The sequence below is a fragment of the Streptomyces sp. CB01881 genome (assembly GCF_002953255.1).
Classification (GTDB): domain Bacteria; phylum Actinomycetota; class Actinomycetes; order Streptomycetales; family Streptomycetaceae; genus Kitasatospora.
Map to the genome: position 1 here is coordinate 5,702,439 of NZ_CP026498.1, position 14,809 is coordinate 5,717,247.

The 14,809-nt window shown below is 74.2% G+C and carries 17 protein-coding genes; 8 read left to right on the forward strand and 9 right to left on the reverse strand.

Annotated elements, in window-relative coordinates; all coding sequences use genetic code 11:
- Positions 1–74 precede the first annotated feature (74 nt).
- Positions 75–242 (reverse strand): DUF3117 domain-containing protein, encoded by a 168-nt coding sequence (locus C2142_RS14650; protein ID WP_014137929.1) that lies wholly within the window; start codon positions 240–242, stop codon positions 75–77.
- Positions 243–539: 297 nt separating this feature from the next.
- Between C2142_RS14650 and C2142_RS14655 the strand changes: the two genes are divergently transcribed.
- Positions 540–1,340 carry an enoyl-CoA hydratase-related protein gene (locus tag C2142_RS14655; RefSeq protein ID WP_148643048.1) on the forward strand — a complete coding sequence of 267 codons (801 nt, stop codon included), beginning with the start codon at positions 540–542 and terminating at the stop codon, positions 1,338–1,340.
- Between the two features lie 60 nt (positions 1,341–1,400).
- On the opposite strand, the gene C2142_RS14660 is transcribed toward C2142_RS14655, so the two are convergent.
- Entirely contained in the window at positions 1,401–2,018 is a 618-nt protein-coding gene (locus C2142_RS14660; protein WP_148643049.1) for a DNA-3-methyladenine glycosylase I, read from the reverse strand.
- Complete coding sequence (locus tag C2142_RS14665; protein WP_148643050.1) at positions 2,015–2,434, reverse strand: DivIVA domain-containing protein; 420 nt, start codon at positions 2,432–2,434, stop codon at positions 2,015–2,017. The genes C2142_RS14660 and C2142_RS14665 overlap by 4 nt, the downstream gene beginning before the upstream one ends.
- A gap of 177 nt (positions 2,435–2,611) precedes the next feature.
- Here C2142_RS14665 and folP point away from each other — a divergent pair, with 177 nt between their 5' ends.
- Entirely contained in the window at positions 2,612–3,424 is an 813-nt protein-coding gene (gene folP / locus C2142_RS14670; RefSeq protein ID WP_162002536.1) for a dihydropteroate synthase, read from the forward strand.
- A 26-nt stretch (positions 3,425–3,450) separates the two neighbouring features.
- On the opposite strand, the gene C2142_RS14675 is transcribed toward folP, so the two are convergent.
- Both C2142_RS14675 and dapE read right to left on the reverse strand, forming a co-directional pair.
- On the reverse strand, positions 3,451–4,260 hold the full coding sequence (locus C2142_RS14675) for a TIGR00730 family Rossman fold protein (protein WP_148643051.1): 810 nt from the start codon (positions 4,258–4,260) through the stop codon (positions 3,451–3,453).
- 111 nt (positions 4,261–4,371) lie between these two features.
- Positions 4,372–5,445 (reverse strand): succinyl-diaminopimelate desuccinylase, encoded by a 1,074-nt coding sequence (dapE, locus tag C2142_RS14680; RefSeq protein WP_148643052.1) that lies wholly within the window; start codon positions 5,443–5,445, stop codon positions 4,372–4,374.
- Between the two features lie 163 nt (positions 5,446–5,608).
- Here dapE and C2142_RS14685 point away from each other — a divergent pair, with 163 nt between their 5' ends.
- Both C2142_RS14685 and C2142_RS39790 read left to right on the forward strand, forming a co-directional pair.
- Positions 5,609–6,643 (forward strand): hypothetical protein, encoded by a 1,035-nt coding sequence (locus tag C2142_RS14685; protein WP_148643053.1) that lies wholly within the window; start codon positions 5,609–5,611, stop codon positions 6,641–6,643.
- Positions 6,644–7,022: 379 nt separating this feature from the next.
- Positions 7,023–7,787, forward strand: a complete 765-nt coding sequence (locus C2142_RS39790; RefSeq protein WP_241002580.1) for a hypothetical protein — start codon at positions 7,023–7,025, stop codon at positions 7,785–7,787.
- 69 nt (positions 7,788–7,856) lie between these two features.
- On the opposite strand, the gene dapC is transcribed toward C2142_RS39790, so the two are convergent.
- Positions 7,857–9,002, reverse strand: a complete 1,146-nt coding sequence (gene dapC, locus C2142_RS14695) for a succinyldiaminopimelate transaminase (RefSeq protein ID WP_148643054.1) — start codon at positions 9,000–9,002, stop codon at positions 7,857–7,859.
- Positions 9,003–9,022: 20 nt separating this feature from the next.
- Complete coding sequence (fdxA, locus tag C2142_RS14700; protein WP_030061559.1) at positions 9,023–9,349, reverse strand: ferredoxin; 327 nt, start codon at positions 9,347–9,349, stop codon at positions 9,023–9,025.
- Positions 9,350–9,481: 132 nt separating this feature from the next.
- Here fdxA and C2142_RS14705 point away from each other — a divergent pair, with 132 nt between their 5' ends.
- Positions 9,482–10,501: a GNAT family N-acetyltransferase gene (locus C2142_RS14705; protein ID WP_148643055.1), complete on the forward strand. Its 1,020-nt coding sequence runs from the start codon at positions 9,482–9,484 to the stop codon at positions 10,499–10,501.
- Between the two features lie 91 nt (positions 10,502–10,592).
- Positions 10,593–11,465 carry a transglutaminase-like domain-containing protein gene (locus tag C2142_RS14710; protein WP_241002581.1) on the forward strand — a complete coding sequence of 291 codons (873 nt, stop codon included), beginning with the start codon at positions 10,593–10,595 and terminating at the stop codon, positions 11,463–11,465.
- Positions 11,466–11,538: 73 nt separating this feature from the next.
- On the opposite strand, the gene C2142_RS14715 is transcribed toward C2142_RS14710, so the two are convergent.
- The gene (locus C2142_RS14715; RefSeq protein WP_148643057.1) at positions 11,539–12,174 is read right to left on the reverse strand and encodes a response regulator transcription factor; all 636 of its coding nucleotides are present in this window, start codon (positions 12,172–12,174) and stop codon (positions 11,539–11,541) included.
- A 145-nt stretch (positions 12,175–12,319) separates the two neighbouring features.
- A complete protein-coding gene (locus C2142_RS14720; protein WP_148643058.1) occupies positions 12,320–12,832 on the reverse strand; it encodes a hypothetical protein in 513 nt (170 codons plus the stop codon).
- 200 nt (positions 12,833–13,032) lie between these two features.
- On the opposite strand from C2142_RS14720, the gene C2142_RS14725 reads away from it, so the two are divergent.
- Complete coding sequence (locus tag C2142_RS14725; protein WP_148643059.1) at positions 13,033–13,977, forward strand: MerR family transcriptional regulator; 945 nt, start codon at positions 13,033–13,035, stop codon at positions 13,975–13,977.
- An 86-nt stretch (positions 13,978–14,063) separates the two neighbouring features.
- Complete coding sequence (locus C2142_RS14730) at positions 14,064–14,723, forward strand: HAD family hydrolase (RefSeq protein ID WP_148643060.1); 660 nt, start codon at positions 14,064–14,066, stop codon at positions 14,721–14,723.
- The last annotated feature ends 86 nt before the right edge of the window (positions 14,724–14,809 follow it).

The window sequence follows — 14,809 nt, forward strand, 5'->3', positions numbered from 1 at the left end:
GAGCCCGGGCCGACGAGGTCGTCGTACCCGGGCCCGGCAGCACATCTCAAGGAGATGGCGAGCACCCGCTGCGGTCAGCCGCAGGCCTTCTTCAGGGCCTCGCCGAGGGCGTCGGCCTCGTCAGGCGTGAGCTCCACCACAAGGCGTCCGCCGCCTTCGAGCGGAACGCGCATGATGATGCCCCGCCCCTCTTTGGTGACTTCGAGCGGGCCGTCACCCGTCCGCGGCTTCATGGCCGCCATGCTCGTTCCCCTTCCTGCAACCGCTCAGCTACGCACCGGCAGTCCGTCCACCGCCGGTATCGAACGCATTGATCGGAAGCCATTATCCCGCATGCCACGGCCTGATGACCAACATCACTCTCGGTGCAACCAGGGCCGGACCGGCCCCAAGCGGCACATTTCCCGCCATAAGCCCCGGCGCGGCGCCGGTCCGTACGTCACCGGAAGGTGCGATACCTCACACTCCCCACCCGGCCGCGTGCTCCGGCATCCTGACACAGGACCGACCCGTGACGATCACAAGGGAGCCCCTCGCCCATGTCCGATTCCGTGCTGTACGAGCTCGACGGCGGCCTGGCCGTCATCACCATCAACCGTCCCGAGGCGATGAACGCCCTGGACGTCGCGACCAAGGTGGCGCTGCGGGACACCGTGACCGCCGCGGCCGGGGACCCGGCGGTGCGGGCGGTGCTGCTGACCGGGGCCGGCGAACGGGCCTTCTGCGTCGGGCAGGACCTCAAGGAGCACCTCGGACTGCTGAAGCGTGCCGAGGAGACCGGCGAGGGCGCGCTGAAGACCGTCGCCGAGCACTACAACCCGCTGGTGCGGGCGCTGGCCGGGATGCGCAAGCCGACCGTCGCGGCCGTCGGCGGCGTGGCCGCGGGCGCGGGCGCCTCGCTGGCCTTCGCCTGCGACTTCCGGATCATCTCGGACACGGCAGGCTTCAACACCGCCTTCGCCGGGATCGCGCTGACCGCCGACTCGGGCGCCTCCTGGACACTGCCCCGGCTGGTCGGGCACGCCAAGGCGACCGAGCTGCTGATGCTGCCGCGCACGGTCAAGGCCACCGAGGCGATGGAGCTGGGCCTGGCCACCAAGGTCGTCCCGGCCGCCGAGCTGGCCGCCACCGCGCGGGTCTTCGCCAAGGAGCTGGCCGACGGCCCGACGGTGGCGCTCGGCGCGATCAAGGAGTCGCTGGCGTACGGCGCCTCGCACTCGCTGGACGAGCTGCTCGACAAGGAGGACGAGCTCCAGACCATGGCGGGCGAGAGCGAGGACCACCGGATCGCGGTCCGCGCGTTCATCGCCAAGGAGAAGCCGAAGTACCTGGGCCGCTAGGGCTCCGGGCCCTCCAGCCTCCCAGGGCCCGGGGCTCCGGGGCTCCGGGGCTCCGGGCCGTCAGGACTTCCGGGCCTCCCCGGCGCCCCGGCGGCCGTCGACGGCCTGGCGGACGTGGCAGTCCGCCAGGTGGTCGTCGACCAGGCCGCAGGCCTGCATCAGCGCGTACGCGGTGGTCGGGCCGACGAAGCGGAAACCGGCCTTCTTGAGCGCCTTCGCCAGGGCCGCCGACTCGGGCGTGACGGCCGGCACCTCGTCCGGCGTGCGGGGAGCCGGCCGGTCCGGGTCGCCGGCGTACTGCCAGATCAACGCGTCCAGGCCGCCGTCGAGTTCGAGGGCGGCCCTGGCGTTGGCCACGGCCGCCTCGATCTTGGCGCGGTTGCGGATGATGCCGGTGTCGCCGAGCAGCCGCTCGACGTCCGCCGGGCCGAACTCGGCGACCTTGGCGATCTCGAAGCCGGCGAAGGCGGCACGGAAGCCCTCGCGGCGGCGCAGGATGGTGAGCCAGGACAGCCCGGACTGGAAGGCCTCCAGGCAGACCCGCTCGAACAGCGGGTCGTCGCCGTGCACCGGGCGGCCCCACTCGGTGTCGTGGTAGACCCGGTAGTCGTCCGTCGAGTCGCCCCAGGCGCAGCGGCGCAGCCCGTCCGGGCCGACCGGGGCGCCGTCCGCGCTCACTGGTCCGCCGCCGGCTTCACGTCCTCGGGGTGCTTGGTGAGGCTCGCGGGCTCGACCACCTTGGCGAACTCCTCCAGGCCGGGGAGCGGTTCGGCGCCGGACTCCGGGCCGCCGGTCGCCTCGACGGCGCCGCGCACCGCCGCGACGGCCTCCAGCTCCGCGATCCGGGCGTCCCGGTAGGCGAGTTCGGCGCCCAGGCGGTCGAGGACGTCGTCCACCTCGTCCATCCGGTAGCCGCGGACGGCCATCGGCAGCCTGATGCCGTCCACGTCGTCCTGGCTCAGCGGACGGTCCTGCGGAAGCCTGGCGGCGATCCGGTCCTGTACCGCCTCCGGCAGCGAGCCGCCCCCGCCGAGCGCCACCAGCGCGGCGCCGCCGACCACCACGGCCATGGCCACCACGATCACCCAGAACACGTGCTGTCCTCCCGAAATTTCCGGTCGGCCCCCGGTACGGGTGCCCGTCTGTCCGATCATGACAGCATGGTTCCCGAGAGGCCGGGGGCCATCATCGCACCCGCAGCAGCTGTGGAGGAGACATCGGTGGCACTGCGCCTGGGACCACGGGAATTCGGTGACGACGAGCTTGTGATCATGGCGATCGTCAACCGCACGCCCGACTCGTTCTTCGACAAGGGGGCCACCTTCGCCGACGAGGCCGCGTTCGCCGCCGCCGACCGCGCGGTCGCCGAGGGCGCCGCGATCCTGGACATCGGCGGGGTGAAGGCCGGGCCGGGCGACGAGGTGACGGTCGAGGAGGAGCTGCGCCGCACCGTGCCGTTCGTGGCGGAGCTGCGCAAGCGCCACCCGGAGGCCGTGATCAGCGTGGACACCTGGCGGCACGAGGTCGGCGAGGCGGTCTGCGAGGCCGGCGCGGACCTGCTGAACGACGCCTGGGGCGGGGTGGACCCGAAGCTCGCCGAGGTGGCCGCCCGGCACGACGTCGGCCTGGTCTGCACCCACGCGGGCGGTGCCGAGCCGCGTACCCGGCCGCACCGGGTCGGCTACGAGGACGTGATGGCGGACATCCTGCGGGTGACGGTCGGGCTGGCCGAGCGCGCGGTGGAGCTGGGCGTGCGGCGGGACGCGGTGATCATCGACCCGGGGCACGACTTCGGCAAGAACACCCGGCACTCGCTGGAGGCGACCCGGCGGCTGCCGGAGATGACCGCGACCGGGTTCCCGGTGCTGGTCTCGCTCTCCAACAAGGACTTCGTCGGCGAGACGCTGGACAAGCCGGTGAACGAGCGGCTGCTCGGCACCCTGGCCACCACCGCCGTCTCGGCCTGGCTGGGCGCGCAGGTCTACCGGGTGCACCAGGTGGCGCAGACCCGGCAGGTGCTGGACATGGTCGCCTCGATCCGGGGCACCCGCCCCCCGGCGGTGGCCCGCCGGGGGCTGGCGTAACGCCCTGGGCGGTGCCAGGGGCGCCCCTAGATCTCGTTCACCGGCCGGCGGGCGTCGGCGAGGATCTTCATGACCTCGTCGATGTCGTCGGTGATGTGGAACAGCTCCAGGTCGTGCGGGGCCGCCTTGCCCTGCGCGACCAGCGTGTTCTTCAGCCAGTCGACCAGGCCGCCCCAGTACTCGCTGCCGAACAGGATCACCGGGAACCGGGTGACCTTCTTCGTCTGGACCAGGGTCAGCGCCTCGAACAGCTCGTCCAGCGTGCCGAGGCCGCCGGGCAGCACCACGAAGCCCTGCGCGTACTTCACGAACATCGTCTTGCGGACGAAGAAGTAACGGAAGTTCAGCCCGAGGTCGACGAACTCGTTGAGCCCCTGCTCGAAGGGCAGCTCGATGCCGAGGCCGACGCTCAGGCCGCCGGCGTCCGAGGCGCCGCGGTTGGCCGCCTCCATCGCCCCGGGACCGCCGCCGGTGATCACCGCGTAGCCGGCCTCGGCCAGCGCCCGGCCGATGGCCACGCCGGCCGCGTACTCGGGCGAGTCGACCGCCGTCCGGGCCGAGCCGAAGACGCTGATCGCGGGAGGGAGTTCGGCGAGCGCGCCGAAGCCCTCGACGAACTCCGAGGTGATCCGCAGGACCCGCCACGGATCGGTGTGGAGCCAGTCGGTCGGGCCCGTGGTGTCCAGCAGGCGCTGGTCCGTCGTGCTCTCGCCGACCTGGTCCCGGCGCACCAGCACCGGACCCTTCTGCTTCTCGGGCCACGCCTTCTTCGGGCGCGGCTCGCCCACCCGCTCGGGACCGTGACCGTAGTGCTTTTCGTCTCCAGTGCCTGTCATGACGAAACCCTACGCCCGTTGATCCCGGTTTTCAGGCAACGGTGGAAGGTCGGTTGGGCGACCGGAAGATGGCGTTCAGCTGCCGGTCCTCCGGTCCGCCCGTCGGACCGGTCAGCTGGTCAGCCAGGCGCGGAGCCGGTCCTCGGTCTCGGCGATGGCCGTGAGCGAGCAGTGCTCCTCGCGCTTGTGCGCCAGGTTCGGGTCGCCGGGGCCGTAGTTGACCGCGGGGACGCCGAGCGCGCTGAACCGGGCGACGTCGGTCCAGCCGAACTTGGCCCGGGCGACGCCCCCGGTCGCGGCCAGGAAGGCCTGCGCGGCGGGCTGGGCGAGGCCGGGCAGCGCCCCCGGCGCGGAGTCGGTGACGGCCACCTCGAAGCCGTCGAAGACCTCGCGGACGTGCTTCTCGGCGTCCGCCTCGGTGCGGTCCGGCGCGTAGCGGAAGTTGACCGTCACCACGCACTCGTCGGGGATCACGTTGCCGGCCACGCCGCCGTCGATGCGCACGGCGTTGAGGCCCTCGCGGTACTCCAGGCCGTCGATCTCCACCCGGCGGGGCTCGTACGCCGCGAGCCGGGTGAGCACCTCGGCGGCGTGGTGGATGGCGTTGTCGCCGAGCCAGCTGCGGGCCGCGTGGGCGCGCACGCCGGTCAGCCGGACCTGCACCCGCAGGGTGCCCTGGCAGCCGCCCTCGACGGTGGCGCCGCTGGGCTCCATCAGCACGGCGAAGTCGGCGGCCAGCCAGTCCGGGTGTTCCTCGGCCAGGTGGCCGAGGCCGTTGCGGTGGGCCTCCACCTCCTCGCAGTCGTAGAAGACGTAGGTGAGGTCCCGGTTGGGCTCGGGCAGGGTCGCGGCCAGCCGGAGCTGGACGGCGACACCGGACTTCATGTCGGAGGTGCCGCAGCCGTAGAGCAGGTCGCCCTCGACGTAGGACGGCACGTTGTCGGCGATCGGCACGGTGTCCAGGTGGCCGGCGAGCAGGACACGTTCGGCGCGGCCCAGGTTCGTCCGGGCGACGACGTTGTTGCCGTACCGGTCGACGGTGAGGTGCGGGTAGGCCCGCAGGGCGGTCTCCACGGCGTCGGCGAGCGCCTGCTCGTCGCCGCTGACCGACGGGAAGTCGACGAGCCGGGCGGTCAGCGCACCGCCGTCGAGGGTGAGGTCCAGGGGCGTCTTCGGGCTGCTCATGGTCGTCCAGCCTAGTCCCGCGGGCCGTGGCGGCCGTGAACCGCGGGCAGGTGGGGCGGTGGTCGCGGACGGGCGCCGCCGCGAATCCGAGAACCGCGGGCGCCGCACATCCGTCCGAGTGGGTACGGTGTCGGAGCAGAAAGCACGGTGGAGAGGGGCGGCGGTGGCCAGGAAGAGGAGCGGCGGGCAGGGCGGCGACACGACGCCCGGGCGGCGCCGCAGGCCGCTGCGCGCGGTACTGATCGGGCTGGTGGTGCTCGCGGTCGTCGCCGTGGGCCTGTTCTGGCTGCGCGACCAGAAGCTGCTGACCCCCGAGGGCTGCAGGGTGAAGACGGCGGCCGGCGAGGGCACGCTCGAAGTCCCGCAGGCGGCCAACGCGGCGACGATCGCCGCCGTGGCCCACGCCCGCGGCCTCCCGGACCGGGCGGTGACCATCTCGCTGGCGACCGCGATGCAGGAGTCCAAGATCCGCAACCTGACCGGCGGCGACCGGGACTCGGTCGGCCTGTTCCAGCAGCGGCCCTCGCAGGGCTGGGGCACCGCGCAGCAGATCAGCGACCCGGTCTACGCGACCAACAAGTTCCTGGACGGCCTGGTCAAGGTCCCCGGCTACACCCGGCTGCCGCTGACCGACGCGGCCCAGCAGGTGCAGAAGAGCGGCTACCCGCAGGCGTACGCCAAGCACGAGACCAAGGCGACCCTGCTGGCCTCGGCGCTGACCGGCCGCGAGGCGGCCTCGCTCAACTGCGTGGTGCACGACTTCGCCGAGCCGGACCCGGACGACACCGCCTCGGCGGCCGCGTCCGCGTCGGCCGTTCCCGCCGCCGCGGCCTCCGCCACCCCGGCCGGCCGGCCGGACCGGGCGCAGGTGCTGAGCGACCGGGTGCGCCGCGAGTTCGGCCGCACGGTGTCGCCGGCCACCGGCTACTCCTCCTCCATCAAGGGCGCCGAGAGCGCCGTCTCGCTCACCCCGGACCCGGCCGCCAGCACCGACGCCGGCCCGGACGCCGAGCGCGAGAACGGCTGGGCGGTGGCGCACTGGGCGGTGGCGCAGGCGCAGCAGCTGGGCATCGAGACGGTCGCGTACGACGGGAAGATCTGGCGCAAGGCCAAGTCCGAGGACGGCTGGAAGCCCCAGCCGACCGGCACCTCGACCAAGCTGGTGCTGGTCTCGCTGGCGGGACCGGCGAAGGCGTAGCGGCGCCGTCGGCGAGGGCGCGGCGCCCGTCCGCGAGAGCGCGGGGGCAAGGGCGCGGCGCACGTCCGCGAGAGCGTGGGGACGGGTACCGCCACGCGCTGACGCACTGGTGTCCGGGTTGCCGCCGGACGGGTGATTCGGGTCAACCCCGGTGGACGGCGGTCGGTTGCGGCGGCCCGGGGTGCAGAACCGTCTCTTCCTTGGCCCGCCGTGCGCGCACCCCCGCCGCCGGGCCGGCCGGCACCCCCGGCATCGGGCATACCATCCGATCGTCGGCCTGTTCTTTTCCTTGCTCCGGCCGAAACCTTCTGGCTTCTGAAGCGGTAATACCCTCGTCCGCCCGGCGGACGGGACGGACCCAGACCCTTCGAGGAGCCCCATGTCTCACCCCCTCACGCGCCGGATCGCCCAGGCCGCGCTGCTCGTGGCGGCCGGCGCGACCCCGCTGGCCGCGGCCGGCTCCGCGTCCGCCGCCGACGCCCTGCTGCCCAAGTCCGACCTGGCCGCCCCGCTGGGCCAGCTGACCAGCACCGACGCGGGTTCCACCCTGCAGCACACCACCCACGAGCTGGGCCGGGCCGCCGGGAACACCGGCGCCGCGACCGTCGCCGCGGGCGTGCCCGCCGCCTCCGACGCCACCGGCAACATCGTCGCCCACCAGCTCCCCGAGGCCAACGAGAAGGCCGGTTCGCTCACCGCCCCGGTCGACAAGACCGTCGCCACCACCGGCGAGCTCTCCGCGATCACCCCGAAGGTCGCCTCCGCGCCGGCCGGAAAGCTCGGCGACGCCGTCACCGGCGGCCAGGGCGCGGCCGGCCGCAGCGCCGGGGCCGGCGCCAACCCGGTCGGCGGGCTCTCGCAGACCGCCGGTCTGACCCAGGGCCTGCCCGGCACGGGCGCGCTCACCGGCGCCAACGCCGTCACCGACGCGCCGCCGCTCGGCGCGCTGGGCCGGGCGCTGCCGACCGAGGCCACCTCCGCCCTGCCCGGCGCCGACGTGCTGGGCCTGGCCGAGCACGGCTCGGCCAACCGCCTCGGCGGCGCCGACCTCGGCCCGAACTCCCCGCTGTCCGGCCTCTCTCCGACCACCGGCCTGCTCGGCGGCCTCGGCGGCGGTGGCCTCGGCGGTCTGCCGATCGGCTGATCCCCCGTCGCGACGTGAAGGGGGCCGGCGTCCCGTCCCGGACGCCGGCCCCCTTCGTCGTGCCCGCGGTCAGGCGCGCAGCCGCTCCACGGCGGCCGCGACCCGCTCGTCGGTCGCGGTGAACGCGACCCGCACGAACCGCTCGCCGGCCGGCCCGTAGAAGTCGCCGGGCGCCACCAGGATGCCCAGCCCGGCCAGTTCGGCCACCGTCTCCCAGCACGGCCGGTCCTGGGTCGCCCACAGGTACAGGCTCGCCTCCGAGTGCTCCACCCGGAAGCCGTACGCCTCCAGTGCGACCCGCAGCGCCGAACGCCGGGCCGCGTACCGCCCGCGCTGCTCGGCCACGTGCGCGTCGTCCGCGAGCGCCGCGACCGTCGCCGCCTGGACCGGCGCCGGGACGATCATGCCGCCGTGCTTGCGCACCTCCAGCAGTTCCTTGACCACCACCGGGTCGCCCGCCACGAAGGAGGCGCGGTAGCCGGCCAGGTTGGAGCGCTTGGAGAGCGAGTGCACGGCCAGCAGGCCCTCGTGGCCGTCGCCGCAGACGTCCGGGTGCAGGACGGAGGCCGGGTCGGCCTCCCAGCCCAGCTCCAGGTAGCACTCGTCGCTGACCAGCAGCACCCGGTGCTCCCGGGCCCACTCCACGGCGCGACGCAGCTCGTCCTTGCCGAGCACCCGGCCGGTCGGGTTGGACGGCGAGTTGACCCAGAGCAGGCGCACCCGCGAGCCGTCCAGCTCGTCCACCGAGTCGTACTCGACCGGCTCGGCGCCGCAGAGCCGCGCGCCCACCTCGTAGGTCGGGTAGGCGAGGCGCGGGTAGGCGACCTGGTCGCCCGGGCCGAGGCCGAGCTGGGTCGGCAGCCAGGCCACCAGCTCCTTGGAGCCGACCGTCGGCAGGACCGCCCCGGGGCCGATCACGGCGCCGACCCGGCGGCGCAGCCAGCCGGCGATCGCCTCGCGCAGCTCGACCGGGCCCCAGACCGTCGGATAGCCGGGCGTGTCGGTCGCGGCGGCCAGCGCCTTCTGGACCACCTCGGGGACCGGGTCCACCGGGGTGCCCACCGAGAAGTCGCAGAGGCCGCCGGGGTGGGCGAGCGCGGTCCGCTTGTACGGCTCCAGCTTGTCCCAGGGGAAGACCGGCAGGAGGTCGGAAACGCGGCGCGCCGCCCCCGGGTGGCCCGGGAACGGCGCGTGCGTGCTGTCGTTGGTGCTCACAGCTCTGTTGCCACCGATCGTCAGTGGTCGGCGTTCTGCGGCGGCAGAGCGGCGATGAACGGGTGGTCACGCTCGATCAGGCCGAGCTTCGAGGCACCACCGGGCGAACCGAGGTCGTCGAAGAACTCGACGTTCGCCTTGTAGTAGTCCTTCCACTCCTCCGGAGTGTCGTCCTCGTAGAAGATCGCCTCGACCGGGCAGACCGGCTCGCAAGCGCCACAGTCGACACACTCATCCGGGTGGATGTAGAGCGATCGCTCGCCCTCGTAGATGCAGTCAACCGGGCACTCTTCGATGCACGCCTTGTCCTTGACGTCGACACAAGGCTGCGCGATGACGTAGGTCACGCTGTCGTTCCTCCTCGGAAGGGCCCTTGCGGCCCGTTCTGTTCTGCTCGCGTGCGCGGGTGAGCGCGGCGTCGTCGATGCCCGCCCCTAGTATCGCGGGTCGGAGACCGCAAATGCACAGGAGGTGCCCAGATGGCGGCTGGCGGACCGGCTCAGGACCGTCCCGAGGTCCGGATAGACCGCGCTGACGTGGGACGACGGGTTTCCGTCCGGCGTGTCGCGGAGATCGCGGAGGATCGGCCGGTGTTCCGCGATGTGATCGGCGTTCTCACATCCTGGGACGATCGTGGGCTGACGGTCGCCCCGCGCAGCGGCGCCCCGGTCTCCTTCGACGAGAACCTGCTGGTCGCCGGCAAGGTGGTGCCGCTCTTCCCGGCCCGGCGGGCCCCGCTGCCGGCCGCCACGCCGGCCGAACTCCAACGGATCGCCGCCCGCGGCTGGCCCGCCGTCGAGCAGGAGCCGCTCGGCGCGTGGACCCTGCGCGCCTCGGCCGGGTTCACCCGGCGGGCCAACTCCGTCCAGGCGCTCGGCGACCCCGGGCTGCCGCTCGGCGGGGCCCTCAGCGCCGTGCAGGACTGGTACGCGGCGCGCGGGCTGCCGGCCTGGGTCGAGGTCAGCGCCCCCGGCTCGCCCGAGGAGCTGCGGGCCGAACTGGACCGGCTGGGCGCGGCGTACTCGCCGACCCTGGTGCGGGCCGCCGGACTGGCGCCGCTGGCCCGGCAGGGATCCCGCCCCGCGGTGGACCGCGTCCGGCTCAGCCGCACGGCGGGCACCGAGTGGATGTCGCTGTACCGGCGGGTGACGGACGACCCGGCGGTGGAGGAGGCGGCCCGGCAGGTGGTCCACGGCGGCCCGTCGGTCTGGTTCGCCACCGTGCCCGGCGAGCCCGGGCAGCCGCCGCTGGCCATCGGACGCTGCGTCATCGACGGCCCGTGGGCCGGCTTCGGCGCGGTCGAGGTCGCCCCGTACGCCCGCCGGGCCGGCCTGGCCACCGCGGTGATGGCGGTGCTCGCGGCCCGGGCCGCCGAGGAGGGCGCCACCGGCGCGTACCTCCAGGTCGAGGCCGAGAACGACGCTGCGATCGCGCTCTATGACGGACTTGGCTTCACGACCAGTCACACTTACCACTACGCACGCCTTCCCCGGGGGTAGAACGCTCCCGGGGCCGCCCGCCCGCCGTACGCCCGTCCGCCTGTCCGCCCGTCTGTTGTCCGCCCGTCGTACGAAAGCCGTCGCAGCCACCGTGACCGAGCAGAGCAGAGCACGCTTCCGGACCGAGGCCCGGGCCGAGCATCCCGATCCGGTGCTGCTCTGCCTGCTCGCCGCCGCCGAGCACAGCCCCGCCCCGGACCCCGACGACCCCTCGGACCCGCCCACCCTGGAGGCCCTGCTGGCCGCCTGCGAGGCGGCGTTCGAACGGCATGCCGCCGCCGTCCGGCAGGCCGTCGCCGAGCGCGCGCCGGCCGGGCCGGAGGAGACCGCGGCGCTGCTGGCCGCCGTCCTGGGCGGGCGCGAGCGGTTCCACGGGCGGCAGTCCGACTACCGGAGGCTGGAGTCCTCGCTGCTCCCGGAGGTGCTGCGGCGCCGCCGCGGGCTGCCGATCACGCTCTCGCTGGTGTGGACGGCCGTCGCCCGGCGGGCCGGGCTGACCGTCCACGGCGTGGCCCTGCCCGGCCACTTCGTCGTCGCGGTCGGCGGCCCGGGCGGCGAGGAGGAGTACGTCTTCGCCGACCCGTTCCACGGCGGGCGACTGCTCGACCTGGACGACGTGGCCGACCTGGTCGGCCGCACCGGCCACCGGTTCACCCCCGAACTGCTCACCCCCGCGCAGCCGTTGGACATCGTCCACCGGGTGCTCGGCAACATCCGGGCCTGGGCCGCCGACCGCCCCGAGCACGCCCGCACCCAGCTCTGGGCCACCGAACTCGCCCTGCTCCTCCCCCGTCACCCGGCGCAGCTCCGCCTGGAACGGGCCGAGCTGCTGGTCCGCACCGGCGACTTCCTCGCCGGCTCGGCTGAGATGGACGCGTACGCGGAGATCCTGGACGCCTTCGACCCGGACACCGCCTCCCGCGTCCGCCTGGACGCCCGGGCGGCCCGGCACCGGTTGAACTAGCGCCCGCCCCCGGACCCCCGTCGTCCGCCCGGAGGCGGGCGGGAGTCCGGGACCGGGCCCCACGGCCCGACCCCTACAGCCAGCCCTTCTCGCGGGCGATCCGGACCGCCTCGGTGCGGTTACGGGCCTCGGTCTTCTGGATCGCCATCGACAGGTAGTTGCGCACCGTCCCCTCGGAGAGGTGCAGCCGCTTGGCGATGTCCGCGTTCACCGCACCGTCGGCGGCGGCCGCCAGCACGTCCCGCTCGCGGGCGGTCAGCGGGTTGGCCCCCTCCGCGAGCGCGGCGGCGGCCAGCACCGGGTCGATCACCCGCTCGCCGCGCAGGACCCGGCGGATCGCCTCGGCCAGCTCGGACGCCGGGGCGTCCTTCACCAGGAAGGCGTCCGCGCCGGACTCCATCGCCCGCCGCAGGTAGCCGGGCCGGCCGAAGGTGGTCGCGATCACCACCTTGGTCTGCGGCCGCTCCTTCCGCAGCGCCGCCGCAGCGTCGATGCCGGTCATCCCGGGCATCTCGATGTCCAGCACCGCGACCTGCACGTCGTTGGCGATCGCCGCCGCCACCACCTCGTCGCCCCGGCCCACCTGCGCCACGACGTCGATGTCCCCCTCCAGTCCGAGCAGCGCGGCCAGCGCCTCCCGGACCATGCCCTGGTCCTCCGCCAGCAGTACGCGGACGGAGGGGGCGGCACCGCTCTGAATCTCACTCATGGGAGCCGACCCTAGAGCGTGTCCGACGGGGCCCCGGCAGCGCACGGGGCGGACCGGTGCCGGGCCACCGCTCCGGCACCGGCCCGCGGGTGGTAGGCCCGCAGGCCCGCAGGCCGGTCACAGCAGACCGACCCCAGCAGACCGGTCACAGCCTGAAGAGCACTCCGCGCCAGGTCCACCCCGCACCGAGGACCGCCTCCTGCAGCAGGTCCTTCAGCTCCGCGGTGTCGCAGCGGGACACCTCCGTCGCCTGCGGGCGGCCGTCGGCCCCGCGGTCGACCTTCCAGTCCCGGGAGACCGTCCTCACCTGCCCGCGGGAGTACTCGCGCGACGACGTCAGCCTCGGCGTGTCCCCGACCCAGGTGACCTCCCACTGCTCGTCGAGGGCACGGACCTCGTGGTTGGCCGGGACCAGCCGCATCCGGGTCGTGACGGTCCGGGCCGGCTGGGTCCGGGCGAAGAAGGTGCGCCAGGCGGGATCCCGGATCCGCCATTCCGCCACCAGGTCGGCGCCCTCGGAGGCGTTGGCGTTCCGGACGACGTAGGGCACGTCGGGCCCGTTGAGCCCGAGCAGCGCCGCCCGGACGTCCTCGGCGGAACGCGGGGCGACACCGCTGCCGGGGTGCCTGGTACCGGTCAATGCGTCGAAGAGGCCCATCGGGTCAGCCTAGGGACGTCCGGCCGCCCGGGACAAGATCGCTACCGGACCGGCACCGGCCGGAGCGTGTCCGGGCCCGTCCCCACCGGCCGGCCGGCGCACGCCCTGCACCGCGGTCGCGGCCCGCCCGGACGCCGGACGCATGCGCCCCGGAGAATCCGCTTGAGTCTCCGGTAGGGGGAGACGCCAGAGTGGGGCCCGTGGACGACGACGTGCGGTACTCGATCGGCGAGTTGGCCCGGCGGACCGGGCTGACGGTCAAGGCGATCCGCTTCTACGCCGACGAGGGCCTCGTACCCCCCGCCGGCCGGACGCCGGCCGGCTACCGCCGCTTCGACGTCCACGCCCTGGCCCGGCTCGACCTGGTACGGACACTGCGCGAGCTGGGGCTCGACCTCGCCGCCGTCCGGCGGGTGCTGGAGCGGGAATCACCGCTGCGGGAGGTCGCCGCCGCGCACGCCGAGGCGCTGGACGTGCAGATCCGCACGCTCCGGCTGCGGCGTGCGGTGCTGCGGGCGGTGGCCGAACGCGGCTCGACAACAGAGGAGATGAGACTCATGCACAAGCTCGCCAAGCTCTCGGACGCCGAACGGCGGCGCCTGATCGGCGACTTCATCGACGAGGTATTCGGCGGCCTGGACGCCAACCCGGAGTTCGTCGCGATGATGCGCGCGGCCATGCCCGAACTGCCCGACGAGCCGAGCGCCGCACAGGTCGAGGCCTGGGTGGAGTTGGGCGAACTGGTCCAGGACGACGGGTTCCGCGCCTCGGTGCACAGGATGGCGGAGCACCAGGCCGCCGAACGCGCCGCGGGCGACCCCGGCGGGCTGCACCACGCGCTCACGGCGGCCGTCCGCGAGCAGGTCGGGGCGGCGCTCGCGGCCCGCGTCGCCCCGGAGTCCGCGGCAGCCGACGCGGTGGTGGACGGCCTCACCGCGCGGTACGCCGAGACCTTCGGCCGGCCGGACGACGCGGAGCTGCGCCGCTGGCTGCTGCGGCGGCTGGAGACGGCCGACGACCCGCGCGCCGAGCGGTACTGGCAGCTGCTGTCGGTGATCAACGGCTGGCCGGTGCCGGAGAGCCTGGCCGCGGTGTTCGGCTGGTTCACCCGGGCACTGCGGGCCCGGACCGCCATGCCCGGGTGAACCGACACCGGAGGCACGGCCCCGCCCTCGGCCCCCGTCTGCCGGGCGGACGACGGGAGTTCGACGAAAGGCCCTAGGCTGCCGGGATGATCAAGCCGATTGAACTCGTCATATTCGACTGCGACGGCGTCCTCGTCGACAGCGAGCGCATCGCCGCCCGCGTCCAGATCGCGCTGGGGGCGGAGCTGGGCTGGCCGCTCACCGAGGCCGAGGTGATCGCGCGGTTCATCGGCCGCTCGCAGGCGTCGATCAGCGCACAGATCGAGGAGCGGCTCGGCGCGGAAACGGCGGCGCTGTGGTGGCAGCGGTTCGAACAGCTCCACCGGGAGGAGGTGGACACCCGGCTGGAGGCCGTCGACGGCCTGCCCGAGGCACTGGACGCGATCACCCTGCCGACCTGCGTCGCCTCCAGCGGCTCGCACGAGAAGATGCGGCACACCCTGGGGCGCACCGGGCTCTACGAGCGCTTCGCCGGCCGCATCCACAGCGCCACCGAGGTCGCCCACGGCAAGCCCGCACCGGACCTCTTCCTGTACGCGGCCCGGCAGATGGGCGTCGACCCGGCGGCCTGCGCGGTGGTCGAGGACAGCCGCCCCGGCGTCGAGGCCGCCCGCGCGGCCGGCATGCGCGCCTTCGGCTACGCGGGCGGCCTGACGGAGGCCGCGCTGCTGGAGGGCCCGGGGACGGTCGTCTTCGACGACATGCGCAAGCTGCCGGGGCTGCTCGCCGGGGAGCACGGGGAGTAGGAAGCCGCACCGGGCGGCTTCCTGCTCCACCGGCACCGCTACGGCCGGCGCCGGGCGGCCTCGGGCCGGCCATCGCGGCCGGCATC